24 protein-coding genes and 1 pseudogene are annotated in these 22,879 nt (G+C 68.2%); 14 read left to right on the forward strand and 11 right to left on the reverse strand.

Annotation, left to right across the window (positions count from 1 at the left end; translation table 11 throughout):
• Positions 1-97: 97 nt before the first annotated feature.
• Positions 98-1,312 (reverse strand): saccharopine dehydrogenase family protein, encoded by a 1,215-nt coding sequence (locus FHR04_RS16695; RefSeq protein ID WP_139404389.1) that lies wholly within the window; start codon positions 1,310-1,312, stop codon positions 98-100.
• Between the two features lie 58 nt (positions 1,313-1,370).
• Here FHR04_RS16695 and FHR04_RS16700 point away from each other — a divergent pair, with 58 nt between their 5' ends.
• The gene (locus FHR04_RS16700) at positions 1,371-1,757 is read left to right on the forward strand and encodes a hypothetical protein (protein ID WP_052195226.1); all 387 of its coding nucleotides are present in this window, start codon (positions 1,371-1,373) and stop codon (positions 1,755-1,757) included.
• Positions 1,758-1,762: 5 nt separating this feature from the next.
• Here FHR04_RS16700 and FHR04_RS16705 read toward each other — a convergent pair whose 3' ends face one another.
• From FHR04_RS16705 to FHR04_RS16720, 4 genes are all read right to left on the reverse strand, one after another.
• Positions 1,763-2,533: a CDP-alcohol phosphatidyltransferase family protein gene (locus FHR04_RS16705; RefSeq protein ID WP_249039174.1), complete on the reverse strand. Its 771-nt coding sequence runs from the start codon at positions 2,531-2,533 to the stop codon at positions 1,763-1,765.
• A 50-nt stretch (positions 2,534-2,583) separates the two neighbouring features.
• Positions 2,584-2,952, reverse strand: a complete 369-nt coding sequence (locus tag FHR04_RS16710; protein ID WP_139404390.1) for a hypothetical protein — start codon at positions 2,950-2,952, stop codon at positions 2,584-2,586.
• A complete protein-coding gene (locus FHR04_RS16715; RefSeq protein ID WP_139404391.1) occupies positions 2,949-3,830 on the reverse strand; it encodes a hypothetical protein in 882 nt (293 codons plus the stop codon). The genes FHR04_RS16710 and FHR04_RS16715 overlap by 4 nt, the downstream gene beginning before the upstream one ends.
• A gap of 111 nt (positions 3,831-3,941) precedes the next feature.
• Positions 3,942-4,658 carry a YqhA family protein gene (locus tag FHR04_RS16720; protein ID WP_081994862.1) on the reverse strand — a complete coding sequence of 239 codons (717 nt, stop codon included), beginning with the start codon at positions 4,656-4,658 and terminating at the stop codon, positions 3,942-3,944.
• A 55-nt stretch (positions 4,659-4,713) separates the two neighbouring features.
• Between FHR04_RS16720 and FHR04_RS16725 the strand changes: the two genes are divergently transcribed.
• From FHR04_RS16725 to FHR04_RS16755, 7 genes are all read left to right on the forward strand, one after another.
• Positions 4,714-5,505: an APH(3') family aminoglycoside O-phosphotransferase gene (locus FHR04_RS16725; protein ID WP_139404392.1), complete on the forward strand. Its 792-nt coding sequence runs from the start codon at positions 4,714-4,716 to the stop codon at positions 5,503-5,505.
• A 222-nt stretch (positions 5,506-5,727) separates the two neighbouring features.
• Positions 5,728-7,191 carry an MBL fold metallo-hydrolase RNA specificity domain-containing protein gene (locus FHR04_RS16730; RefSeq protein WP_139404393.1) on the forward strand — a complete coding sequence of 488 codons (1,464 nt, stop codon included), beginning with the start codon at positions 5,728-5,730 and terminating at the stop codon, positions 7,189-7,191.
• A 34-nt stretch (positions 7,192-7,225) separates the two neighbouring features.
• Complete coding sequence (locus FHR04_RS16735; RefSeq protein WP_039682332.1) at positions 7,226-7,726, forward strand: DUF3105 domain-containing protein; 501 nt, start codon at positions 7,226-7,228, stop codon at positions 7,724-7,726.
• A gap of 367 nt (positions 7,727-8,093) precedes the next feature.
• Positions 8,094-8,954 carry an ABC transporter substrate-binding protein gene (locus FHR04_RS16740; protein WP_139404394.1) on the forward strand — a complete coding sequence of 287 codons (861 nt, stop codon included), beginning with the start codon at positions 8,094-8,096 and terminating at the stop codon, positions 8,952-8,954.
• Between the two features lie 58 nt (positions 8,955-9,012).
• Entirely contained in the window at positions 9,013-10,074 is a 1,062-nt protein-coding gene (locus FHR04_RS16745; protein ID WP_139404395.1) for a FecCD family ABC transporter permease, read from the forward strand.
• A 56-nt stretch (positions 10,075-10,130) separates the two neighbouring features.
• Entirely contained in the window at positions 10,131-10,940 is an 810-nt protein-coding gene (locus tag FHR04_RS16750; protein WP_249039175.1) for an ABC transporter ATP-binding protein, read from the forward strand.
• A gap of 5 nt (positions 10,941-10,945) precedes the next feature.
• Positions 10,946-11,284 carry a (2Fe-2S) ferredoxin domain-containing protein gene (locus FHR04_RS16755; protein WP_139404397.1) on the forward strand — a complete coding sequence of 113 codons (339 nt, stop codon included), beginning with the start codon at positions 10,946-10,948 and terminating at the stop codon, positions 11,282-11,284.
• 57 nt (positions 11,285-11,341) lie between these two features.
• Here the strand turns inward: FHR04_RS16755 and FHR04_RS21700 are convergent.
• Positions 11,342-11,611: pseudogene (locus FHR04_RS21700) on the reverse strand (META domain-containing protein); the annotation flags it as partial.
• Positions 11,612-11,669: 58 nt separating this feature from the next.
• Positions 11,670-13,307, reverse strand: a complete 1,638-nt coding sequence (locus tag FHR04_RS16765; protein ID WP_052195227.1) for a peptide chain release factor 3 — start codon at positions 13,305-13,307, stop codon at positions 11,670-11,672.
• Positions 13,308-13,658: 351 nt separating this feature from the next.
• Here FHR04_RS16765 and FHR04_RS16770 point away from each other — a divergent pair, with 351 nt between their 5' ends.
• Complete coding sequence (locus FHR04_RS16770) at positions 13,659-14,576, forward strand: DUF4032 domain-containing protein (RefSeq protein WP_039682339.1); 918 nt, start codon at positions 13,659-13,661, stop codon at positions 14,574-14,576.
• A gap of 13 nt (positions 14,577-14,589) precedes the next feature.
• Here FHR04_RS16770 and FHR04_RS16775 read toward each other — a convergent pair whose 3' ends face one another.
• Together FHR04_RS16775 and FHR04_RS16780 are read right to left on the reverse strand one after the other, a co-directional pair.
• Positions 14,590-15,372, reverse strand: coding sequence for a GNAT family N-acetyltransferase (locus FHR04_RS16775; RefSeq protein ID WP_139404398.1), 783 nt, complete (start codon positions 15,370-15,372; stop codon positions 14,590-14,592).
• A 40-nt stretch (positions 15,373-15,412) separates the two neighbouring features.
• A complete protein-coding gene (locus FHR04_RS16780) occupies positions 15,413-16,756 on the reverse strand; it encodes a M17 family metallopeptidase (protein ID WP_139404399.1) in 1,344 nt (447 codons plus the stop codon).
• Positions 16,757-16,925: 169 nt separating this feature from the next.
• Between FHR04_RS16780 and FHR04_RS16785 the strand changes: the two genes are divergently transcribed.
• The 5 genes from FHR04_RS16785 (at position 16,926) to FHR04_RS16800 (ending at position 20,361) form a co-directional block, all read left to right on the forward strand.
• Positions 16,926-17,363, forward strand: coding sequence for a CBS domain-containing protein (locus tag FHR04_RS16785; protein ID WP_039682345.1), 438 nt, complete (start codon positions 16,926-16,928; stop codon positions 17,361-17,363).
• Positions 17,360-17,536 carry a hypothetical protein gene (locus tag FHR04_RS21035; protein ID WP_156122987.1) on the forward strand — a complete coding sequence of 59 codons (177 nt, stop codon included), beginning with the start codon at positions 17,360-17,362 and terminating at the stop codon, positions 17,534-17,536. The genes FHR04_RS16785 and FHR04_RS21035 overlap by 4 nt, the downstream gene beginning before the upstream one ends.
• Positions 17,537-18,082, forward strand: a complete 546-nt coding sequence (locus FHR04_RS16790) for a cytochrome c oxidase subunit II (protein WP_052195228.1) — start codon at positions 17,537-17,539, stop codon at positions 18,080-18,082. It begins immediately after the preceding gene.
• 62 nt (positions 18,083-18,144) lie between these two features.
• Complete coding sequence (locus tag FHR04_RS16795) at positions 18,145-19,878, forward strand: b(o/a)3-type cytochrome-c oxidase subunit 1 (RefSeq protein ID WP_139404400.1); 1,734 nt, start codon at positions 18,145-18,147, stop codon at positions 19,876-19,878.
• Between the two features lie 48 nt (positions 19,879-19,926).
• The gene (locus FHR04_RS16800; RefSeq protein WP_139404401.1) at positions 19,927-20,361 is read left to right on the forward strand and encodes a c-type cytochrome; all 435 of its coding nucleotides are present in this window, start codon (positions 19,927-19,929) and stop codon (positions 20,359-20,361) included.
• Between the two features lie 110 nt (positions 20,362-20,471).
• Here FHR04_RS16800 and FHR04_RS16805 read toward each other — a convergent pair whose 3' ends face one another.
• Complete coding sequence (locus FHR04_RS16805) at positions 20,472-21,491, reverse strand: alpha/beta fold hydrolase (protein ID WP_170213996.1); 1,020 nt, start codon at positions 21,489-21,491, stop codon at positions 20,472-20,474.
• The gene (locus FHR04_RS16810) at positions 21,488-22,846 is read right to left on the reverse strand and encodes an O-acetylhomoserine aminocarboxypropyltransferase/cysteine synthase family protein (RefSeq protein ID WP_139404402.1); all 1,359 of its coding nucleotides are present in this window, start codon (positions 22,844-22,846) and stop codon (positions 21,488-21,490) included. Before FHR04_RS16810 ends, FHR04_RS16805 begins: the two co-directional genes overlap by 4 nt.
• Positions 22,847-22,879 lie beyond the last annotated feature (33 nt).

Here is a 22,879-nt window from a genome sequence, read left to right on the forward strand (position 1 = left end):
AGCATGACCCAGTATCGCCCATGCCGGCCGCCGCGTTCTGTCTCAAAAAGAGGATCTTCAGGCGGCGCGTTCAGTGCGGTGGCTCTGGTCTGTCTCTCTACTTCACCAGTTCGATGCCCGCCAGTTCGTCCACCGGCAGGCCCCACTCGTTCATCGCGGCGATGAAGGGATCGGGGTCAAATTCCTCCACGTTGTACACGCCCGCCCGCTTCCACACGCCGGTCAGCATCAGCATCGCGCCGATCATGGCCGGGACGCCGGTGGTGTAGCTCACGCCCTGCGCCTGCACCTCTTTGTAGGTCTTGGCGTGATCGCTGACGTTGTAGACGAAGTGCACCTTGTCCTCGCCGTCCTTGCCCAGCCCCTTGGCCTGCACGCCGATGCAGGTCTGACCGGTGTAGTTGGCTGCCAGCGATTCGGGCGCGGGCAGCACGGCCTTCAGGAACTCGATGGGAGCAATCTGCTGGCCCTTGAAGTCAATCGGCTCAATGCTGGTCATGCCGATGCCTTCCAGCACATTCAGGTGCTTGATGTACGCCTCGCCGAAGGTCATCCAGAACCGCGCACGCTTGATGGTGGGGAAGTTGATGACCAGCGATTCGAGTTCCTCGTGGTACAGCACGAAGCTCTTGCGGGTGGCGACCTTGGGGTAATAGATGTCCTGGCTGATCTCCAGCGGCGCGGTTTCCACCCACTGGCCGTTTTCCCAGTAGCGCCCGTTGGCGGTGATCTCGCGGATGTTGATCTCGGGGTTGAAGTTGGTGGCGAAGGCCTTGCCGTGGTCGCCGTTGTTGCAGTCCACGATGTCCAGATAGTGGATTTCTTTGAAGTGGTGCTTGGCGTGGTACGCCGTGAACACCTGAGTCGCGCCGGGATCGAAGCCGCAGCCCAGCAGGGCCATCAACCCGGCTTTCTCGAAGCGTTCGCGGTAGGCCCACTGCCAGGAGTACTCGAACTTCGCCACGTCCTTCGGCTCGTAGTTGGCGGTGTCCAGGTAATGCACGCCGGTTTCCAGGCAGGCGTCCATGATGGTCAGGTCCTGGTACGGCAGTGCCACGTTGATCACCATCTCGGGGCCGAACTCCCGGATCACTTTCACCAGTTCCGGCACGTTGTCGGCGTCCACCGTCGTGGTGCTGAATTTCGTCTGGCTGTTCGGCAGGTGCTCGTGAATCTCGGCCACGATGGCGTCGGCCTTGCGGACCGTGCGGGTGGCGATCAGGACTTCCGTGAACACGCTGTCGTTCTGCGCGCACTTCTTGGCAACGACGTTGGCCACGCCGCCCGCTCCGATAATGATGACCTTGCTCATGGCCCGGAGTGTAGCGCGGGACTGCTGGCTGGGCTGAGCGGGATAGGCTGGAGGCCAGATGAGCAAGCGCGCCCGCCCTGCCCCACAGCCCGCCCGGAAGTCCATGGTCAAGACGGCCGAACTGCGCGACATCACCCCCGCCGAGCGCGGCAGGGCCATGCGGACCTTCTTCTGGATTCTGCTGGCCTTCGTGGCGGGCATCGGCGTGATTGTCGCCACGCTGGCGGTGCAGGGCAAGGCGGCCCGCGATTACGGCCAGCGCGTGGTGCAGGCGGTGCAGGCCACCAAACCGTCCGAAAATGTCTCGTATGCCCAGAAATGCACGGAGGCGCTGCCGGGACCGCTGCCGCGCGGCATCCTGGGCTGCGACGTGACGGTGGACCGGGGAAAGGTCAGCGTGGTGCTGCAGGCGGAGGGTGACAAACAGTACCGGCTGGGCGAGTAGGAATTTCAGGTGCGGGAAACCGTCTCGCGTTTGACCTGTCCCTCCCGCCAGCGCTGGACGCCCAGCAACAGCGCCGCCTGGACCGGCAGCGAGCGGGTATAGAGCTGGGGCCAGTTGCCCAGCAGGCACAGGCCCAGAAACGCCAGCTGGGTGGTCAGCCCCAGATTGGCCGCTATGGCGGTGACTGGAAGCGGTGTGTAGGCGCGGCGTTCCTCGGGGGAAGGGGAGTCGCCCACCACCTCCCTCAGCCGCACCTCAAACCAACGGCCCAATATCCGCTCCTGCGGCAGAAAGTAAGCGGCGTACACGGCTTTCAGACCGGCCAGCACATGCGGGTTGTCCCCCGCCTGCGCCGCTGCCTCGCGGAAGACCTCACCCCTCGCCGCGCGGTGCTCGCGTTCCCACAGAAAATCGGTGGTCAGGATCAGGCTTTGCAGCACGGTCAGGGGCAGTCCGGCCCGGCCGGCAATCGCCACGTTCAGGGCCAGATCGACCACCAGATCCATCTCGGTGTCCAGGTACCGGCCCGTCTCGGTGGTTTGTCCGGTGGCGCGGGCCAGCTGGCCGTCCAGATTGTCCAGCACGGTCTTGACCTGCAGCAGCAGCGCAGGGGCGAGGCGTGAGCGCCACCACGGGCCGCCGCGCCGGATCAGCCACGCTGCAGCCACGCCCAGCGCCGTATGAACCAGCACCACGTGGGCCGGATTCACGTCGAGGCGGGCCAGCGGGTCCACCAGCCGTTGCGCCAGCGGGCGGTAGATTCGCTCGTTCAGCACCTCGTCGGCTGGCCGCTTCTTGCGCGTCTGCTCCAGGGTGGACCGTTCTGCTATCGCCGTCCCCCGTACTTGGGCGGCCCCTTCTTGACCCCGGCGTAGCGGTTGCGCTCTTTGCGGCGCTGGGCGCTGCTCAGGCCGCTGCCGCCCTTGCTGCCCGGCGTGGCCGCACTGGCCCCCCGGCGCGGCACGAAGGAGTCCACCAGCAGGAAGCGGGCCATCGGCACGTACAGAATCAGGATAAAGATCAGGCTGCCCCACCACGTGTTCAGGTACGGGCGCAGCGGCGTCAGCGCCAGCAGGCTGCTGATCAGCGTGGCCACGGTGGCGAACAGCACCACGCGGATCGCCAGCTTGAGCATCTTGGTCCAGTTGAAACCGGGATCGGGATCGGGGGTGACCAGCCAGCGCCAGAGGTTCATGGGGTCTCCTGAAGAGGCAGTGCACCTGGATTCACGCGGGCCGCGAACGCCTCCAGGCCGTCAAACTGGGTGTGTCCAGCTTGCAGGTCCAGCCGCAGCGTGGGCAGGTGCATCCGCGCGGCAATGCGGTCCAATGCCGCCGCCGTCGCGCCGTCACCGGCAGGGGCGGCCAGCACCACGCCGCGCACCGCGCTCTTGCCCGACAGCAGCGAGGCCGCGCCGAACAGCTCGCGCTCGCCCGCCGGCACCCGCGCGGCATTCTCCATGCGCTCGGCCCGGCGCAGCACGTCGCCCTGGGGCAATTCGGGCGAGAAGACGGGGTACAGGCCCGCCGCTTCCAGCGCGGGGCGCAGGCCGCCCGCCAGCGCGTCCTCGGCCAGCAGCACGCGCGGGCCGATCACGGCCACCGTTGCCAGTCCGGCGCGGCCCAGCGGCGGCATGCTCACGCGGGGTTCGGCGGCCAGCGGGCGCACCTTGGCCAGCGCGCCGCGCACCGCGCCCCCGTTGTGCGAAACGCGCAGGCCCACCTCGGCCGCGTGGCCCTCCAGCTCGGGGCTGCCGCTGTCGGCAACGGCGATCAGCGTGGGCAGTCCGCTGATGCGCCGGGGCAGCAGTTCGGTCAGCGCCTCGCTCCAGGCGTCGCCGGAGACGGCGGACCACTGCGGCACCAGCACGGCGTCCACGGCGTCCAGCGCCAGAATACGGCCCAGCGCCAGCTGCACCGTCGTCGGCTCGCCGGGCAGGCTCTGCTGGCCCAGGGCCAGCGCCTCGGCGTCGCTCAGCGCAGGCGTCACGGTCTGCACGTCCAGTTCTTTCAGGTACGCCGCCCAGTACGCCCGGAGGCGTGAGGCGGGTGAATTCAGCAGGCCAACTCTCATTGCCCGCAGTCTACGCGGCGCGGGCGGTGGGGGCGTCGCGCGCCTCGCTATTGCCCCCCTCTGTTGACGCTGTTGGGCGGGCGCAGGGCGGCGCGGCTCCCGGCCTGCGCGTCAGGCTTCGGCTCCCGCGTCTTCCTCAACCTTGCCCTCCGCCTTGGCTCCAGTGACCTCCTCGGCGCGCTTGATGTCCTCTTCCTCGATGTGCCGCTGCTCGTCGTCGTGCTCGAACAGTTCGCGGCGGGCGCGCAGCTTCGCCTCGGGCTGCTGCAGGTCGCTGCCCTGGCCGTGGTGCACCCGCTGGAAGAAGACCAACGCCCCGCCCGCCAGCGCGAAGGATCCGGCGAAGTACAGCGTTTCCACCGGTTCCTCCCAGCGCACGAAATGCTCCAGGAAGGTGACGCCCAGGATCACCACAATCACCGAGATGATCTTCTGTTCCAGATCCGCCAGGCTTTCCACGCCCAGCGCGCTGGTCAGGTTCAGCGGCGAGATGAACAGCGAGTACAGCCCCACCCCGATCAGGTAGAACACCACCGCCTTGAGCATGGTGGACACGATTTCCAGAAACTCGATGGCCAGGCTGCCGCGCTGGCTCTGGATGCCGTTGGTGAAGGTGTCGTGCCACGAGCCGTACAGCGTGGACAGCGCCAGCACCGTGCCCTGCAGGAACAGGCTGAACGACACCAGCAGCACCGCCACGACGGCGATCAGCACCACGAAACGCGTGCGTCCGATGGCGGCAGAAAACCAGTCGGCGTGGCGCTGCGAGCGCAGCTGTCTGGCACTGGGCGCGGCGTCCTGGCGCCCCTTCCGTCGGGTGGTGGTCACAGATTCATGATGCCCCCTGTGGCACGCCGCAACTGCATGATCTATCCTGCGCCCCGTGTCCGCTGACGCTCACGAAACCTTGATCCTGCCGCCCCCGCTGCGCCGCGTGCTGCCCGCTGCCCGCTGGGAGCGCGTGAACGTAGGAGAGAGCGGCGCGGGCGTGTGGCGGTCACAGCGCTTCGTGGTGAAGGTCCAGGCGCGGGACGGCTTGCAGTTTCCCAGCACCCTGCAACAGGAACGCGAACGCCTGCGCTGGCTGGCCGGGCGCGTCCCGGTGCCGCGCGTGGTGGGCTATGAGCTGGAGGCAGGTCTGGAATACCTCGCCCTGACCCGCGTGCCGGGCCTGGACGCCTCGCACCCCGACGTGCTGTTTCACCCGGAGCGGCTGGTGAACCTGCTGGCCCGTGCGCTGCGCGAACTGCACGCCCTGCCGCTGCGCGAATGTCCCTTCAACATGTCGCTGCCGGTGGCCCTGGCCCGCGCCCGCGAGCGGGTGGCGGCGGGCGTGGTGGACGAGTCGGATTTCGACGATGAGCGCCAGGGCCGCACGGCGGTCAGCGTCTTCAACGAACTGGCCCGCACCCGCCCCGCGCACGAGGATCTGGTGGTCACGCACGGCGACGCCTGCCTGCCCAACTTCATCGTGAACGGCGAATTCATCGACGGCCTGATCGACGTGGGCCGCGCTGGCATCGCGGACCGGCACGCCGATCTGGCCCTGACCCACCGCAGCCTGGGGCGCAACCTCAGCCCCGACTCTGCCGAGGGGTTTCTGGACCTGTACGGGCGCGAATACGTCGATCCGGACAGGCTGGCGTACTACCGGCTGCTGGACGAGCTTTTTTAGGGCAGTTGTCCGAATGACAGCATCAGAAAAGGAGACTTCTGATGCCTCCATGCTCTCCTGCGGAGCTGTATCAGTCCCAACTGCTCGTTGAAACTCACTCCCTCTCTGCGAGCTGTGCCAGTCCGTTCGGTCAAAAGCAAACAGCTCTTTTGACAACTGCTCTAAGACGAGAACGGCGGCATCTGCCCGCCTTCTGCCCTCGGCTCCACGTTAAACTTCCCCATGCGACTCCAGAGTTTCGGCGCGGCCTGCACGGTCACAGGCAGCATGCATCTGCTGACGCTGGACGGCGGACGGCGCATTCTGATCGACTGCGGGCTGTTTCAGGGCAGTGGGGCGCTGGAAGCCCGCAACCACGAGCCCTATCCCTTTGACCCGGCGGACCTGGACGCGGTAATCCTGACCCACGCGCACCTGGACCACGTGGGACGGCTGCCGCTGCTGGTGAACCGCGGCTACCGGGGACCGGTGTACTGCACGCCGCCCACCGCCGCGCTGGCCGAAACGGTGCTGCTGGACTCGGCCCGCCTGCAGCTGGAGGGCTACCGTCAGCACCTGCGCCACGCCCGCCGGCAGGCCCGCGAAGACGAGGTGTTGCCCCCGCTGTACGACGAGGAGGACGTCCACCGCGCCCTGGACCTGCTGCGCCCGGTGCTGGAGTTCGGACAGGCGTCCACCGTGGCGGGCCTGCGCGTGACCCCGTACCGCGCCGGACACATCCTGGGCAGTGCGTACCTGCTGCTGGAAGACGCGGGCGGACGGCTGATCATGAGCGGCGATCTGGGGCACCGTGCGGGGGGGCTGCAGCTCGATTTCACGCCGCCGCCGCAGGCCGACGCCGTGGTGCTGGAAACCACCTACGCCAACCAACGCCACCGCGCGTGGCCTGAAACCCTGGTCGAATTCCGCGACGTTCTGTGCGGGGCGGTGCGCGCCGGCGGCAAGATCCTGGTTCCCAGCTTTGCCATCGAGCGTTCGCAGACGCTCCTGCACACCCTCAAGGCCCTGATGGACTCCGGCGAGGTGCCGCGCATTCCGGTGTTTCTGGACTCTCCGATGGCGGCCCGCGCCACCCGCGCCTACTTCCAATTCGGGGACGAACTGGTTCCGGAGGTGCGGGACGCCCTGCGCTCCGGCGAGGATCCGTTCGCGCCCAGCACGCTGCACGAGGTCCTGACCGGCGACGAGTCGCAGCGCCTCAACCGCTATGACGGCCCGGCGATCATTCTGGCCGGCAACGGCATGATGACCGGCGGGCGCATCCAGCACCACCTGCGCCACCACCTGTGGAAGCCGGGCACCAGGGTGGTGATCGTGTCGTACCAGTCGCCGCTGAGTCTGGGCGGCCAGCTCGTCGCCGGGGCGCAGACCGTGGAGGTCATGGGGGAGGAGGTGGCCGTGCGGGCGCAGATCCAGACCATCGGGGGCTTTTCGGCCCATGCCGATCACGACGATCTGCTGGCGTTTCTGGAGACCGCCGGCTGCCCCCACGTCTGGCTGGTCCACGGCGAGGTGCCGGTGATGCAAGCCTTCCTGCCGGAACTCGCGGCGCGCGGCCTGAAAGGGGACATCGTGCCGGACCGTCAGGACGTGGACCTGCTGGGCAGCGGCTTCAGCGGGGGGCGGCCTCCGGGTCTCGGGCTGGAGCCTGGACCAGAGGGGGTGAAGGTGGCGGCGGACGAGTGAGCACGTTCATCTGGCCCCGCTATGCTGGACGGCAATGACGCGTGCGCTCCTTTCCCTGGTCCTCCTGACCCTGACTGCCTGTGGCGGCAAGAGCAACGATCTGGAGGGCCTCCAGACCTTTACCTACGCGGGCGGCGATCACCGCAGCGGCTCGCTGGTCTACGCTGAGAACCCGCCCGCCGGGGGGCCGCACAATCCGTTGTGGCAGAACTGCGGCGTCTACGATCAGCCGCTGTACAACGAATACGCCGTGCATAGCCTGGAACACGGCGCGGTGTGGCTCACGTACCGTCCCGATCTGGACGCGGCGGCGGTGACGCAGCTCAAAACGCTGGTCGAGGGCCGCCCCTACACGCTGCTCAGTCCCTACCCTGGCCTGGACACCCCCATCGCCGCGAGTGCCTGGGGCGCGCAGCTCAAGGTGGACACACCCGACGACACCCGCCTGAAGACCTTTCTGGACACCTACGAGCAGGGCCCCACCGCCCCCGAACGCGGCGCGGCCTGTACCGGCGGCTACAGCGGCGTGAGGTGAACAGAGCGGCCCATCAGTCTGGGCACGCTTGACTCTCTTGCCCTTTGTCACGGCAGCCTGGCCTATACTGCGGTCGACGGGCGTGGGGAAAGCCGGTGACGGCCTGCGGAGACGAGTCTTCCAGGCCCCCATTCCGGCACTGTCGCGCAACGGTAATCCGCCCCTGCCGGGTCTGGGCGGCGGAAAGTCCGAACACCTGCCCTGTCCGCGTTCCCGCCACCGGGGGCGCGCGGCTGACCTCTCGCGGAAAGGAGGGAACGCCCGTGCGGGGTCTGCTCTGAGTGGCCCGACGTGACGGACGATTCTCATTTCCGCCCCAGCTATCGGGGCGGATTTTCTGTGCGCGGGGCGAGGCCAAGGAGCCTCCATGAAATCAATCCTGACCCTGAGTCTTGCCCTGGCCAGCGTGGCCGGCGCCACCACCTACCCGCTGACCGTGACCGACGACCTGAACCGCAAGGTGACCCTGAAGGCCGAGCCGCAGCGCATCGTGAGCATGCTGCCCAGCGACAGTGAAACGCTGTGCGCGATTGGGGCCTGCGACAAGCTGGTGGGCGTCGACGACTACAGCGACTACCCGCAGAAGGTCACCACCTTGCCGAAAATGGGCGGCCTGTACGATCCCAAGATCGAGTCGATCGTGGCCCTCAAGCCTGATCTGGTGCTGGTCAGCAAGTACGGCAAGATCGTCGAGGCGCTGGCGCAGGCCGGCATCACGGTGGTCGCCGTGAACCCCGAGACCTACGAGGAAGTGTTTTCCAAGACGCTGGTGCTGGGCCGACTCGTCAATCGCGAGCAGGGGGCCAAATTCCTGATCACCAACATGCGCCGCAACATCGCCCGCACCGAGATCCTGACCAAGAACGCGGTGAAGAAGCCCACCGTCTACGTCGAGGTGGACCCCACGCCGTACAGCATCGGCCCCAACTCGTTCATGGGCGTGCTGCTCAGCAAGGCGGGCGCGCGCAACATCATTCCGGCCAGCATGGGCGATTTTCCCAAGGTGGACCCCGAGTTCATCGTGAAGGCCAACCCGCAGCTCATCCTGGGCGTGGACGCGAAGGCGGCGGCGGCCCGGCCCGGCTGGGGCAGCATGACGGCGGTCAAGACCGGCAAGGCGATGGCGCTGCCCAAGGAACTGGACACCATCTTCTCGCGCCCTGGCCCGCGCATGCCGCAGGCGCTGGCGCAGCTGGCCAAGCTGATTCACCCGGAACTGTTCAAGTAGGCCGGGTGCGGTGGAGCGTGGGTCCTGCCCAACCGGGACCAGGGGGAGGGGGGACTAGATGAGCCGTAATCTGCCGCGGGAAGCGCTGACCTCTGGGGAGCGGCGCTCGTCCGGACCCGTTCCCGGACCACGCTGGGTGTGGCCGCGCACCGTGCTGCTGCTCGCCCTGTTGCTGTCGGCCATCGTGTTCGGCACCGGTCTGGGCAGCGTGACCATTGCGCCGGGCGAGGTGCTGGGGGCGCTGTGGCGCGGTCTTGCCAGCCAGTTCAGCGGGGCAGAACTGGTCAGCAACGACGTGATCGTGTGGCAGATCCGCCTGCCGCGCGTGATGATGGGCGTGCTGGTGGGGGCCAGCCTGTCGGTGTGCGGCGGCGCGTTTCAGGGCGTCTTCCGCAACCCGCTGGCCGATCCATATCTGCTGGGGGTGGCCAGCGGCTCGGCGCTGGGGGCCACCCTGGCGATCGTGCTGGACTGGCCGCGCGCCCTGATTCCGGTATCGGCGCTGGTGCTGGCGCTGCTGGCGGTGGCCGCCACGCTGTCGCTGGCGCGTGAGGGCCGCCGCTTTCCGCCCACCCGCCTGATTCTGGCCGGGGTGGTGGTGGGCAGCGTCCTGAGTGCGGCCACCACCGCCCTGATCCTGCGCGGCGAGGACCGCGCCCGGCAGGTGCTGGCCTACACGCTGGGCGACCTGGGCTTCAGCGGCTGGCGCGACGTACTGACGGTGCTGCCCTATGCCGCGCTGGGCTGCGGCGCATTGCTGCTGCTGGCCCGCGCGTTGGACACCCTGCAACTGGGCGACCTGACTGCCCGCTCGCTGGGCGTGCCGGTAGAACGCCTGCGCCTGATCGTGGTGGTCGCCGCCAGCGTCGCCACGGCGGGGGCGGTGGCCTACGTGGGCGTGATCGGCTTCGTGGGCTTGATCGTGCCGCACATGGTCCGGCTTGCTTTCGGGGCCAGTCACCGTATTCTGCTGCCGCTCTCGGCGCTGCTGGGTGGGGCGCTGCTGGTGTACGCCGATCTGCTGGCCCGCACCTCGCCGCTGTCGCAGGTGGGCATCGTGACCACGCTGCTGGGCGGTCCTTTCTTCCTGTGGCTGCTGCGCCGGGAGAAGGAGATATGAAGGGCGGTCAAAGGGTCAAAGGGTCTAAGGGTCTGGGGGCTTCAAGCTCAGCTCTTTTGTCGCCAGCAACCAGCAACCATCAACCATCTACGGCGCTGCAAGCCCACAACCTTCACGTCCACGCCGGCACCTTCCCCGCCGTACGTAATGTCAGCGCCACCTTTGAGACGGGCCGCTTCTCCGCCGTCATCGGCCCCAACGGCGCGGGCAAGTCCACGCTGCTGCGGGCGCTGCTGGGCCTGAACGCCCCCGAATCCGGCGAGGTCTGCCTGTTCGGGCGTTCACTGGGAAGCTGGAGCCGCCCCGAGCGTTCGCGGGCGCTGGCGTATCTGGCGCAGAGCGAGGGCCTGCCGGACTCGGCCACCGTCAGGGACGTGGTGGCGCTGGGGCGCGGGGCGGGCGAGTGGCGTTTTGGCCTGCTGCCCACCCGCCCCTGGACCGATGCCGACGACGCGGCGGTGGACAGCGCCCTGGACCGCACCGACACCCGCCGTTTCGAGGCCCGCAAAGTGGCCGAACTCTCGGGCGGCGAGCGGCAGCGGGTGGCGCTGGCCCGCGCGCTGGCCGGGCAGCCGCGCTTCCTGCTGCTGGACGAACCCACCAACCATTTGGACCTCGCCTACGCCCTGGAGGTGATTCGCTACCTGCGCTGCGAGGTGGCGGGCGGTCTGGGCGTGGTGGCCGTGCTGCACGACCTGAATCTGGCCGCGCGGGCCGACTGGCTGCTGCTGCTGCATCAGGGGGAGGTGCTGGCTTCTGGACCGCCTGAGACGGTGCTGACGCCGGGGAACCTGCTGGCCGCCTACGGCGTGCGCGCAAGAGTGGTGAGGGATGCAGATCGCCTGCTGGTCATCCCGGAGGATTAAGAGTTATGGCCCCCAAGTATTTCAAAACCTCCGGTCACCTCCTGGTCTGTCAGGGGCCGAACTGTCAGGCGCGCGGCTCGGCGCTGCTGTACAAGGCGCTGTGGAACCACCTGGAACGCGCCGCACTGGCGTACTACAAAACGGGCGGCAGCATCCGCCTGACCGAGAGCGGTTGCCTGGGCTCGTGCAGCTACGGCCCCAGCCTGTGCGTGTACCGCCAGACGCCAGTTGGGCTGGAGGAGGGGTGGTACGCGGCGGTGGACTTTCCACAGGCGGCGCGGATTGCCCAGGCCGTGCATGACGGTGCGGCGCTCCCTACGGAGCATCAGTACGGCCCGGCGTAAGACTCGGGTGGGCAGCTCTTGCGCCCTGAACTTCAGTCTGCCCCACCCGGCGTAGATCGTGAGTTGACCGTTCCGCACGCTATAGCGCGTGGCGCGGGCCAGCAGCGTGGTGAAGTCCTCGCGCAGGCCCAGGGCATGGTCAGGGCAGAAGTCAGCCGAGCCGGCGTCGATGTTGCGCAGCAGCAGCGCCTGACCACGCGCCCGCACGCTGGCTTTCAGTGGACTGCAGCCGGTGTGGCCCGTGACCGCGCCGAAGCTCAGGCTGGTCAGCGTCCAGGTGGTGTGGTCCAGGGTGGGCTGGGCCAGAGGGGCGAGAAGAGACAGCATCCCCTGGTTCTAGCCGCTCCGTCTGATCTCCCCTTGACCCTCAAACGAGGGTGCCGAATTACACCCGCGTCAGGTCTTTCGGTAGCGGCAGGAACTCGATCTCGGGGTGCTGCTCGGCGGTGTATTCCAGATCGTACTTGCTGCGGAACAGCATCACCGGGCGGCCCTGATCGTCCTCGACGTGGCGGGCAAAGCGGGCCACCGATCCGGCGTCGCCGGCCAGCCAGCGCACCAGCTGGTAACCCGTGATGTTCAGCTCCACGTCCACGCCGTATTCCTCCTGCAAGCGGGCCTGGAAGACCTCGAATTGCAGCGGCCCGACGGCGCCCAGGTACGGATCGCGCGCCCCGTCGGTGGGGAAGAAGACCTGCACCACGCCTTCCTCGGCCAGCTGGGTCAGGCCCTTCATGAACGCCTTGCGCTTGCCCACGTCCTTGAGGGCCAGGGTGGCAAACGTTTCCGGAGTAAAACGCGGGAAGCCCGGCAGCGCCACCTTGGCGTCCAGGCTGATCACGTCGCCGATCTGGAACACGCCGGGGTTCACCAGCCCCACGATGTCGCCGGGGTAGGCTTCCTCCACCTTCTCGCGGTCCTGGGCGAACAGGGTGTGCGCCTGACTGAGCCGCAGCTTGCGCCCGGTGCGGGTGTGCGTCACGTCCATGCCGCGCGTGAAATGGCCGCTCATCACGCGCATAAACGCCGTCCGGTCGCGGTGGTGCTTGCTCATGTTGGCCTGGAGCTTGAAGATGAAGCCGGCAAAGGGCGCGTCCGGCTCGCGCTCGCCCAGCGTCGTCTCGGTGGGGCCGGGCGGGGGAGCCAGTTCCACAAAGTTGCTCAGGAAATGCTCGACGCCGAAGTTGTTCATGGCACTGCCAAAAAACACCGGGGTCAGCTCGCCTGACAGGAAGCCCGCCGCGTCGAATTCGGGCATGGCCGCCTCGATCAGCTCCACGTCCTCCTTGAGCTTGGCGGCCAGGTCGGCGCCCACCAGCCCGATCAGGCGCGGATCGTCCAGGCCCGCCGTCTGCATCGGGGCGCGGTGCTTGCCGCCGGAGGTGCGCTCGAAGGCCAGCACCTGCCCGGTTTGCAGGTCGTACACGCCCTTGAAATCCGGACCGTCGCCGATGGGCCACGTCAGCGGCACCGCCGTGATCTGCAACACGTTTTCCAGCTGCTGAAGCAGGTCAAAGGGATCGAGGGCCGGGCGATCCATCTTGTTGATAAAGGTCAGGATCGGGGTCTGCCGGTTGCGGCACACCGCGAACAGCTTCTCGGTCTGGGTCTGCACGCCCCTGGCGGCGTCCAGCACCATCAGCGCGCTGTCGGCGGCGGTCAGGGTGCGGTAGGTGTCCTCACTGAAGTCCTGGTGACCGGGGGTGTCCAGCAGGTTGATGTGCCGCCCGCCATATTCGAAGGTCAGCGCCGAGCTGGAAATGGAAATCCCGCGCTGCTGCTCGATGCTCATCCAGTCGGATTTGGTGTGGGCGCGGCCTTCCTTGGCGGTCACGGACCCGGCTTCCAGAATGGCGCCGCCGTAAAGGAGCAGCTTTTCGGTAATCGTGGTTTTCCCGGCGTCCGGGTGGGAGATGATGGCAAAGGTGCGGCGGCGGGCGATCTCGGTGTCCAGCGCGGCGGCGTGGCCTGCGGCCGGGGACGCGGCCGTGTGGGTCTGGGACGGGGTGGGTTCGGTGGTCATGGGTGGCTCCTGCGGCGGCTGGTGGCACAGCGCCGCTCGTCTGAGAGTGGGGAGGTGGGAATGGGCGTCCTCGACTCTCGCTAGGTGGGCGCAAGGAGAACGGTCATCTCTGTATTCTAGCGCGTCTTCAATCACCCGTCTGGAGGCTGGTGCCGGATCCGTCTCGTCGCGCGGCGGGTTCCAGCGCTGCCTGTATCGCTCCTGTCCACCGCTGCTGTAGTCTTGGACCACGTTTCCGGGGTTCCTCATTTCCCCCAGACGGTTCAAGACCCCGGCCACTCGCGCCTCACGCGCCAGGAGAGTGCCCGCCCCATGTGTCCCCCAGAATCCGCTTCACCGCAGTCCACGTCCATGACCCGCAGCACCGCACGCGGCGAGGTGGAACGCGCCCGATTGATGAGCGACGTGCGCGATCTGCTGGCGATCCTGCGCGGTCAGCCCAACGAACTGCTGCCCTTCGAGTGGGTCCGGCATCTGGGGCCGCTGGGCGAACACAGCCTGGGGGTGCAGGCCATTCCGGTGGCCCACATCATCGGTTCAGTGGACCGCTACCGCGAATTTGACCGTCATTACCTGCCCAAGGAAAAACACTTGGACGAGCGCTGGATCGGCGTCCGCAGCGCGCAGCTGCAGGGCAAGGAGTTGCCGCCCATCCAGGTGTACAAGGTGGGCGAGCTGTACTTCGTCAAGGACGGCAATCACCGCGTCTCGGTGGCCCGCCGCCAGGGGCAGATGTACATCGACGCCCACGTCATCGAGCTGAACGTGACCGTGCCGCCGGAGGAAAGCGACACCCTGACGGACCTGATCATCAAGGGCGAGTACGCGCAGTTTCTGCGGGCCACGGGGCTGGACCTGCTGGTGCCGGGCCACCGCGAAATTCTGTTCACCACGCCGGGGCGCTACGACAAGCTGCTGGAGCACATCCGCACCCGGCAGTATTTTCTGGACCGCAAGCCGGGACGAGCGGGCCTGCCGCCCGTGACCTGGGAGGAGGCGGTGGTGAGCTGGTACACCCGCCTGTACCTGCGGATCGTGGAGAATCTGGAGTTGCACCACGTCATGTTCCGCTTTCCGGGCCGCACCGAGGCGGACCTGTACCTGTGGATCATGGACCACCGCTACTTTCTGACCCAGAAGGGCGGCCATGACGTGGGCAGCGAGGCCGCCACCCGCGACTTCCGCCAGCACTACGCCCCGCCCGCCTACAAGCGCCTGGGCCAGCGCATGAAGTTGCTGCTGCGGGGCAAGCTGGACCCGGCGACGTAACGCAGCCTCGCGCCTACGGTTGCTCCCCGACGCTGCTCCACGCGGCCCACAACGTTTTGAGCTGCGCCACCCGCAGGCCCTGCCGTTCCAGATTGCGCTGGCTGGCCGAGGCGAAGGCGGTGGTCACCGTGACCAGCTCGCAGGTCCGGGCCGCGTCGTTCAGGCGACGGTGAATCAGCGCCGCCTGCGCGCCCCGCTGCCGGAACTCGGGCCGTGTGGCCGCCCCGGCGAGAAATGCCACGCCGTCATGCGCGCTCAGGGTGGCGGCTGCGGCGGGCTGCCCGTCCACACGGGCCAGGTAGCGGCGCACGCCCGGCCCCTCATGCTCAAGAACCGCCAGCGCCCGTTGGGCCGGATTCGTAAACCCGTAGCCCTCCAGCAGAACAGCCCTGAAAGTCGCCCTGTCCTCGCCCGCGTCCAGTTCACGCACATCCACCCCCGCAAACGTGCCGGGCGTGGGAGCCGCCGCCGCGTAGAGCGTTGCGCCCACCCCAACCGGCGTGAAGCCCCGGTCATACAGCGCCGCGCCCAGCGTCGGGGTCAGATGCGTGGCCCAGACGCCCAGGCGAGGAGCAATCCCCTCCATCTGGTACATGGACAGCGCCCCGTCCAGCTCGGTCAGCGTGTCCTGGGTCAGGCCAGACACCGTGTTAAACCAGGGCAGTTTCGGCAGGGCACGCACCAACGAGGCCCGCAACCCTTCCTTCTCGTACAGGGTGACGCCGTAAGGATTGCCCTCCAATTCGCAGGCCCGGCGTAGGGCGTCCCAGCTCTTGAGGCGAATCGCCGCTTCCAACCGCTCGATCAGGTCCGGCGTGATGGGCGGCGCAGCCGTTTTACGCCTCGCCCGCCAGCACGTATTCCACCAGTGTCCCCACGCCCCAGCCCGTCGCCACGTCCTCTTTCGCCGCGTTGCCGGCGATGTCCAGGTGTGCCCACGGACGGGTCACGAACTGCTGGAGGAACAGGGCCGCCTTGATGCTGCCCCCGGCCGGCACCATGTCGCTGTTCTTCAGGTCCGCGATGGTGTTCTTGCGGTAGGACTTCAGGTACGCCCCGTGCAGCGGCAGTTCCCACACCAGTTCCCCGGCGGCCTCCGCGCCCGCCTTGAGCTGCGCGGCCAGGGTGGCGTCGGAGCAGAACAGGGCGGCGATGTCGTTGCCCAGCGCCGCCACCTTCACGCCGGTCAGCGTCGCCAGATCGACCAGTTCGGTGGCGCCCTCGTCGCAGGCCACGGCCAGGGCGTCGGCCAGCACCAGCCGGCCCTCGGCGTCGGTGTTGGTGACCTCCACGGTCTTGCCGTTGGCGGCGCGGTACACGTCGCCAGGGCGCATGGCGTGCGGCCCCACCATGTTCTCGGCGGCGGCCACGTAGGCGCGAACCTCGGTGCCTTTGGGAATGCGGCCGCGCAGTTCGGCCAGGGCGCGCATGGCCCCCAGCACCGCGCCCGCGCCGCCCATGTCGTTCTTCATGCCGTACATGCCCGCCCCGGTCTTGAGGCTGTAGCCCCCGGTGTCGAAGGTGATGCCCTTGCCCACCAGCGCGATGATTCGCGTGGCCGCGCCCTGTGCGGGCAGCGTCAGGCGAATCAGGCGTGGTCCCGCCGCGCTGCCCGCCGCCACCGCCGCCAGCAGGCCCATGCCGCGCGCCTCGATGGTGGGGCCGTCCCAGACCTCGACCTCCACGCCGTGAGAGGACAGCGTCTGCGCCTCGCGCGCCATCGTGGCCGGGTTGAGGTGATTGGCTGGGGCGCTGACCAGTTCACGGGCAAACGTCACGCCCGCCGCCACGCCCCGCAGGTGTGCGGCGGCGGCGGCGTCCAGCCCGTCCACCTGAAGCTGCAGTGCCGCTGGCTGTTCGCCTCCACCCTTGTAGCGGCGGTCCTGCCAGCCGGCGGCCAATGCGGCGGAGGCCAGCGCGGCGGCGTGGTTCGTGGCGGCCACCTTCACGGTCTCGGCCTTCAATTCACGCGCCAGCTTTGCCAGGGCTGCGCCCAGTTCGCGGGCGTCCTGCGCGGTGTCGGGCGTCAGCGCCAGCGCCGTGTCACCGTCCTCACCGCGCGAGATCAGCCGCACCTCGCCCGCTTCCAGACCACGGGTGAGCCGTTCGGGATGGCCCGCGCTCGTCCCGGCAAAGGTCAGCGAGAGGTCGGCGCGCTCCAGCGAATCCACAAGTTGCATCCTGGGAGTAAAGCACGGGTCAGGGGGGGATGGCCTGGACTGGGATGCGTGGTCTGAAGTTTTCCCGAGTTGCGCCCCCAGGGTCCGTCTGACCGTTGCCGACGTCCTGGCCGTGCCGTAATGCCTCCGTAACGGACCTCTTGCACCCTCTTCGGCATGGAGGAATATTATGCTGGTCCATGAGTTGATGAGTGCCCCAGCCGTCGTCGCGCCGCCCTCATTGTCGCTGCCCGACGCGGCCCACCTGATGAAATCGCGCGGCATTCGCCGCCTGCCGGTGGTGGACGGGTCCCGGCTGGTGGGCATCGTCACCGACCGCGACATCCGTGAGGCGCTGCCCAGCAAGGTCAGCAGCCTCTCGCCGTGGGAGGCCACCACCCGGCTGGCCGCCGTGAGCGTGCAGGACGTGATGCGCCGCAGCGTGCTGACCACCACCGCCGACGCCGACGCGCGTGACGCGGCCCACACCCTGCTGCACCACCGCGTGGGCGCCCTGCCGGTGATCGACGACGCCGGCACCGTGATCGGCCTGCTGACGGTCAGCGATGTGCTGCGCGACTACGCCCGCCCGGCGGCGGCGCCGGGTGCCCCCGAGGCCCGGCCATGACCCGCCCCCCGCCTGAGGTCGTGAAAGTCCAGGTCCGTGAAGAGGCCCTGCCCCCCGAGCCGACAGTGCGCGGCCCAGCCCCCATCGGCACGCTGGTCGTGGTGGGGATCGTGGTGCTGTCGATCATCTGGCTGTGGATGCTGGTGCTGGGCATTCAGCAGGGGAGAGGCTAAGTGGCGGCGCCACGCTCCGCAGGCCAGCGCCTGGACCATCACACGCTTGAAAAGTACGAGAACATCTGGTTCGGCATCGCCACCGTGATGATTCTGCTGCTGTTCGTGACCGTGCTGGCCAGCTTTTTCAGCGGCACCTATCCCTCGCTCAACGGGGAAGGGGGCCACCACATTACCGGCGTGAAAAACGGGCGGCTCAATCCCAAGAACTTCGCGGCCACGCCGTTTGCCACCCCCGGCCTGCGGCAGAACGCCGACGGCAGCTACGAGGCCTTCGTGATCGCCAGGGCCTTCCAGTTTGAACCCGCCGTGCTGAAGGTGCCGGTGGGCCAGCCGGTGACGATTCATGTGACCTCGGCAGACGTGCTGCACGGCTATTTCATTGAGGGCACCAACATCAACGCCACGGCCATTCCGGGACAGGTGTCGAGCTTTACCACCACCTTTCGCCGCCCCGGCACCCTCAACCTGATCTGCAACGAGTACTGCGGCACCGGGCACCACAACATGATCAACAGCGTGAAGGTGGAAGTTCAGGAGCCGTAGGGGACCTCAACGCTGCGCGTCCGCCCGCCTTCTCGTCTCTTCCTCCAAAGGAGTCTCAACTTGTGACCACCTCACCCGTCTTCTCTCCCAACGCCGCGCGCGAGACGCCCGTCATCTCGGACGCGGCGTACCTGGGGAGCCTCAAGAAAGTCACCCAGTACTACATCGTCACGGCGCTGCTGGCGCTGCTGGTCGGCACCCTGATGGGGCCGCTGCAGGCGCTGAATTACGGCGGCATCAACGTGTACGATACGCCGATCCTCAAGGCGCTGCTCAAATCGTACTATCAGGGCCTGAGCCTGCACGGCGTGCTGAACGCGCTGGTGTTCACGCAGTTCTTTATCAGCGGCTGGATGCTGTACCTGCCTGCCCGTGACCTGGGCATGCGGATCAACATGAAGTTCGCGTGGTTCACGTACATCTTGATGACCGCCGGGCTGCTGGTGGCCGCCGTGCCGCTGCTGACCAACAACGCCACGCTGCTCTACACCTTCTACCCGCCCATGGAAGGCAGCCCGGTGTTCTACATCGGCGCGGCGGTCATGGTGGGGTCCAGCCTGCTGGTGGTGGGGCAGGTCGTGAACATGTGGCTGCGCTGGAAGCGCGCCAATCCGGGCCGCGTGACCCCGCTGGTGGCCTTCATGTGCGTCGCCACCTGGATGATGTGGTTCGTCGCCGCGCTGGGCATCGTGACCGAGGTGGTCTTTCTGCTGATCCCGTGGTCGCTGGGCTGGGTGGCCGGTGTGGACCCCCTGATCTCCAAGACGCTGTTCTGGTGGACCGGCCACGCCATCGTGTATTTCTGGGTGCTGCCCGCGTACATCTCGTGGTACGCCTTCTTGCCCAAACACGCGGGCGGACGCATCGTCTCCGAGCCGCTGGCCCGCCTCACCTTCGTGCTGTTCCTGCTGAACTCGACGCCTGTCGGGCTGCACCACCAGTACGCGGACCCCAACATCTCGAACGCCTGGAAGACCGTGCACATGTTCCTGACCTTCCTGGTGGTGATTCCCAGCCTGCTGACCGCGTTCAGCGTGGCCGCCTCGCTGGAGGACGCAGCGCGGGCGCGTGGGGGCAAGGGCCTGTTCGGCTGGATGACCCGGCTGCCCTGGGGCAAGCCCATGTTCGCCGCCCCGGTGCTGGCGCTGATCTCGTTCATCCTGGGCGGGGCGGGCGGCGTGGTGAATGCCAGTTCCACCTTTGCGCCGGTGGTGCACAACACCGCCTGGATTCCCGGCCATTTCCACATCACGGTGGGCACAGCCACCACCCTGACCTTTATGGGCATTTCCTTCTGGCTGATTCCCCACCTGACCGGCAAGCGGCTTCCCAGTGTCCGCCTCGCCTCGGCGGCGGTCTGGACGTGGTTCGTGGGCATGATGGTCTTTGCGCTGGGGATGCACTGGCAGGGTCTGGTGGGCGTGCCGCGCCGCGCGCTGGTCAGCGGCGCCGCCCAGAACGTGTACAAGGAGATGCCCATTCAGATTCCCCAGATGCTGACCGCCATCAGCGGCATGATCCTGCTGGTCAGCATGCTGCTGTACTTCTACGTGTTGTTCCGCATGCTGCTGTCCAGGCGGGTGGATGACGGCGAGGTCAGTTCCCCGATTCCCTACAGCGAGGTCATCAGCCCCGCTTCCCCGAACCTGGCCGGCGCCAGCGCCCTGGTGCGCTACACCGAGCCGCTGATGGCGCTGTGGGGCGTGGCGCTGCTGCTGGTGCTGCTGATGTACGGCCCGGTGCTGGCCCGCCTGTTCGCCAACGCCGAACTGGTGCCCGGCTGGAGGCTGTACTGATGCGGTGGATTCTGATGCGGTGGGTGCCTGAAAAGGGAGGTGGCACGGATGAGTGAAATCAGCAACAGCAACGAGCGTGGATTTTCAGGCCGCGAGATTGCCGCCGCCGTGATCTTCGTGGTGCTGGCCGCCGTGATCGCCTACACGTCGTACTACACCGGCATCGGCATGTCCGGCGGCGCGGGCGCGGGCGACATGACGGCGGCCGTGGCCCAGGCGCCGGTCAACGGCGAGTCGCTGTACGCCAGCAACTGCGCGGGCTGCCACGGCGCCGGGGCGGTGGGCGGCATCGGCCCGGCCCTGCTGGAGACCGCCGCGTGGAGCCCCGCCGAGTTTGGTCAGGCTGTGCTGCACGGTCAGGCGCCAGGGGGGCGCACCCTGGCCCCGGTGATGCCGCGCTTTGCCGAATCGGGCTTTGGCGGCGAGACGGCCACCGACGAGCAGGTGGAGGCCATCCATAGCTACGTGAAAAGCCTGCAATAGGGCTGCTCGGGGCAGAGGAGGGGCGGAGTCGCAAACAGACTCCGCCCCCTCCCATTGCCGCGTTCAGGTTCGCACCCACAGAGGCAGGTGGGGCTGTGGGAGGCGTCCTTCTAGCCCCCGTGCAGGAACGCCCCCACCCGCCCCGGCAACTCGCCCGCGTCCATCAGAAAGGCGTCGTGGCCGTGGACGCTGTCCAGTTCCCAGTAGGTGGCGTTCGGGAGCGCGGCGGCCCCGGCCCGGACCTCGGCGGCCGGGTACAGCACGTCGCTGGAGATGCCCACCGCCAGCACCGGCACGCGGATGGCGGCCAGTTCGGCGTCGCCCGGCTGGAAGGCGTCCATCGCGGCGGTCAGGGTCAGGTAGCTGCGCTCGCAGAAGCGGGCCAGCAGTTTCTCGCCCTGGTATTCCAGGTAGCTGGTGACCGCGTGCACACCCGGCCGACGTTGCCCCGCCTGCGTCTGGGCCAGACTCTCGGGGCTGCGGTACGACAGCATGGCGACCATGCGCGCCACCTTGAGGCCCTCGCCGCCCGGGGCCGCGCGGATGGCGGCGCGGGCGGCGCTGTTCAGGCCCACCGCCCACGGCGAGTGGCGCACCGGCGCCCCGATCACCACGGCCCGCGACACCAGATCGGGGCATTCCAGCAGCCACGCGTAGGCCAGCAGCCCGCCCATGCTCGCGCCGATCACGCGCACCCGGCGCACGCCCAGATGTTCCAGCAGCGCCCGGCCCACGCGGGCCATGTCGCGCAGGGAGACGGGGAGGTCCCCCAGTCCGTCCGCCTGCCACTGGGCCGGGCCGTCCGTGCCTGCGCAGCCGCCCAGCACGTTGGCGCAGACGATAAACTCCCGCGCGGGATCGAGGGGCCGGCCCGCGCCCAGAAAGTCCGGCCACCACTCGTGCACGGCGCTGTGGCCGGTCAGGGCGTGCAACACCAGCGTGGCCTCCTCCTGCGCCTCGCCGTAAGTGTGGTAGGCCACCCGCACGTCACTCAGGGGCCGCCCACAGTCCAGCAGCAGCGGCGAGGTGCGGAACAGCGTGACCGTCTTGACCGTCCGGTCATCGGCGGAACATCGCCCGTCTTCGGGGGGCAGCGGCAGGGGAGCCAGGGTGCGGGACAGGGCCGTCACGCCTCCTCCTTCTCCGCGCCCTCCTGTGGCAGATCCACCAGGGCGGCGGCCAACGCCTGCGCGAAGTCCTCGGTGATGTCGTCGATGTGCTCGATGCCCAGCGACACGCGCACCAGCCCCGGCGTGACCCCTGCGGCCGTCTGCGCCCCCTCATCCAGCTGGCTGTGGGTGGTGCTGGCCGGGTGGATGACCAGCGTGCGGGTGTCGCCCACGTTGGCGACGTGCTGCGCGAGCCCCACGCTGCGGATAAAGGCCTCGCCCGCCGCGCGCCCCCCGGCCAGCTCGAAGGTCAGGACGCCGCCCGCGCCGCGCGGCAGGTAGTGCTGGGCACGGTCAAAGTGCTTGTGGTTGCTCAGGCCGGGGTAGGTCACGCGGGTCACGTCGGGGTGGCCCGAGAGCCACTGCGCCAGCGCCAGCGTGTTCTGCGCCTGCCGCTCGGCCCGCAGGGACAGCGTTTCCAGGCCCTGAATGAACTGCCACGCCTGCTGCGGGGCCAGCGTGGTGCCCAGATCGCGAAGGCCCTCGGTGCGGGCGCGGGTGATGAAGGCGACGTTGGGCAGCCCCAGCGCGTTGCCCTCGCCGAAGGTGTCCCAGAAGTTCAGGCCGTGGTAGCTGGGGCTGGGGTCGGTCATCAGCGGGTAGCGTCCGTTGCCCCAGTCGAAATTGCCCCCGTCCACGATCACCCCGCCGATGCCGTTGCCGTGGCCGCCGATCCACTTGCTGGCCGATTCGACCACCACGTTCGCGCCGTGCTTCAGGGGCTGGCAGTAGTATCCGCCCGCGCCGAAAGTGTTGTCCACGAACACCGCCACCCCCTGCGCGTGGGCAGCGGCGGCAATCGCCTCGAAGTCGGGGATGTTCAGCGCCGGGTTGCCGATGGTCTCGAAGTACACGGCGCGGGTCTTGCCGTCGATTAAAGCGGCGAACTCCTCGGGGCGCTCGTCCTTGCCGGTAAACCTGACCTCGATGCCCAGGCGTTTCAGGGTCACGCGGAACTGGTTGACCGTGCCGCCGTACAGGTTGGGCGAGGCCACGATGTTGTCGCCGGCCTGCGCCACGTTCAGCAGCGCCACCAGCTGCGCGGCGTGCCCGCTGGAGACCGACAGCGCCCCCACGCCGCCTTCCAGCGCCGCAATCCGCTCCTCGAACACCGCGTTGGTGGGGTTCATGATCCGGCTGTAGATGTTGCCGAAGGCCCGCAGCCCGAACAGGTCGGCGGCGTGCTGCGGCGACTCGAAGACGTAGCTGTTGGTGGGGTAGATCGGCACCGCCTGCGAACCCGTGGTGGGATCGGGCTTCTGACCGGCGTGGACTTGCAGGGTTTCAAAGTGTTGGGTTGCAGGGTGCTGGGGCATACGGGGTGGCCTCCCATCGGGGCTGGGTGGGGG

This window comes from Deinococcus radiopugnans ATCC 19172 (genome assembly GCF_006335125.1).
Classification (GTDB): Bacteria; Deinococcota; Deinococci; order Deinococcales; family Deinococcaceae; genus Deinococcus; species Deinococcus radiopugnans.

Bases quoted from the DNA above. Each gene is read 5' to 3' on its own strand.
- FHR04_RS16695 (WP_139404389.1), bottom strand. From the start codon at position 1,312: ATGAGCAAGGTCATCATTATCGGAGCGGGCGGCGTGGCCAACGTCGTT.
- FHR04_RS16700 (WP_052195226.1), top strand. From the start codon at position 1,371: ATGAGCAAGCGCGCCCGCCCTGCCCCACAGCCCGCCCGGAAGTCCATG.
- FHR04_RS16710 (WP_139404390.1), bottom strand. From the start codon at position 2,952: ATGAACCTCTGGCGCTGGCTGGTCACCCCCGATCCCGATCCCGGTTTC.
- FHR04_RS16715 (WP_139404391.1), bottom strand. From the start codon at position 3,830: ATGAGAGTTGGCCTGCTGAATTCACCCGCCTCACGCCTCCGGGCGTAC.
- FHR04_RS16730 (WP_139404393.1), top strand. From the start codon at position 5,728: ATGCGACTCCAGAGTTTCGGCGCGGCCTGCACGGTCACAGGCAGCATG.
- FHR04_RS16735 (WP_039682332.1), top strand. From the start codon at position 7,226: ATGACGCGTGCGCTCCTTTCCCTGGTCCTCCTGACCCTGACTGCCTGT.
- FHR04_RS16740 (WP_139404394.1), top strand. From the start codon at position 8,094: ATGAAATCAATCCTGACCCTGAGTCTTGCCCTGGCCAGCGTGGCCGGC.
- FHR04_RS16745 (WP_139404395.1), top strand. From the start codon at position 9,013: ATGAGCCGTAATCTGCCGCGGGAAGCGCTGACCTCTGGGGAGCGGCGC.
- FHR04_RS16755 (WP_139404397.1), top strand. From the start codon at position 10,946: ATGGCCCCCAAGTATTTCAAAACCTCCGGTCACCTCCTGGTCTGTCAG.
- FHR04_RS16765 (WP_052195227.1), bottom strand. From the start codon at position 13,307: ATGACCACCGAACCCACCCCGTCCCAGACCCACACGGCCGCGTCCCCG.
- FHR04_RS16770 (WP_039682339.1), top strand. From the start codon at position 13,659: ATGACCCGCAGCACCGCACGCGGCGAGGTGGAACGCGCCCGATTGATG.
- FHR04_RS16780 (WP_139404399.1), bottom strand. From the start codon at position 16,756: ATGCAACTTGTGGATTCGCTGGAGCGCGCCGACCTCTCGCTGACCTTT.
- FHR04_RS16785 (WP_039682345.1), top strand. From the start codon at position 16,926: ATGCTGGTCCATGAGTTGATGAGTGCCCCAGCCGTCGTCGCGCCGCCC.
- FHR04_RS21035 (WP_156122987.1), top strand. From the start codon at position 17,360: ATGACCCGCCCCCCGCCTGAGGTCGTGAAAGTCCAGGTCCGTGAAGAG.
- FHR04_RS16800 (WP_139404401.1), top strand. From the start codon at position 19,927: ATGAGTGAAATCAGCAACAGCAACGAGCGTGGATTTTCAGGCCGCGAG.
- FHR04_RS16810 (WP_139404402.1), bottom strand. From the start codon at position 22,846: ATGCCCCAGCACCCTGCAACCCAACACTTTGAAACCCTGCAAGTCCAC.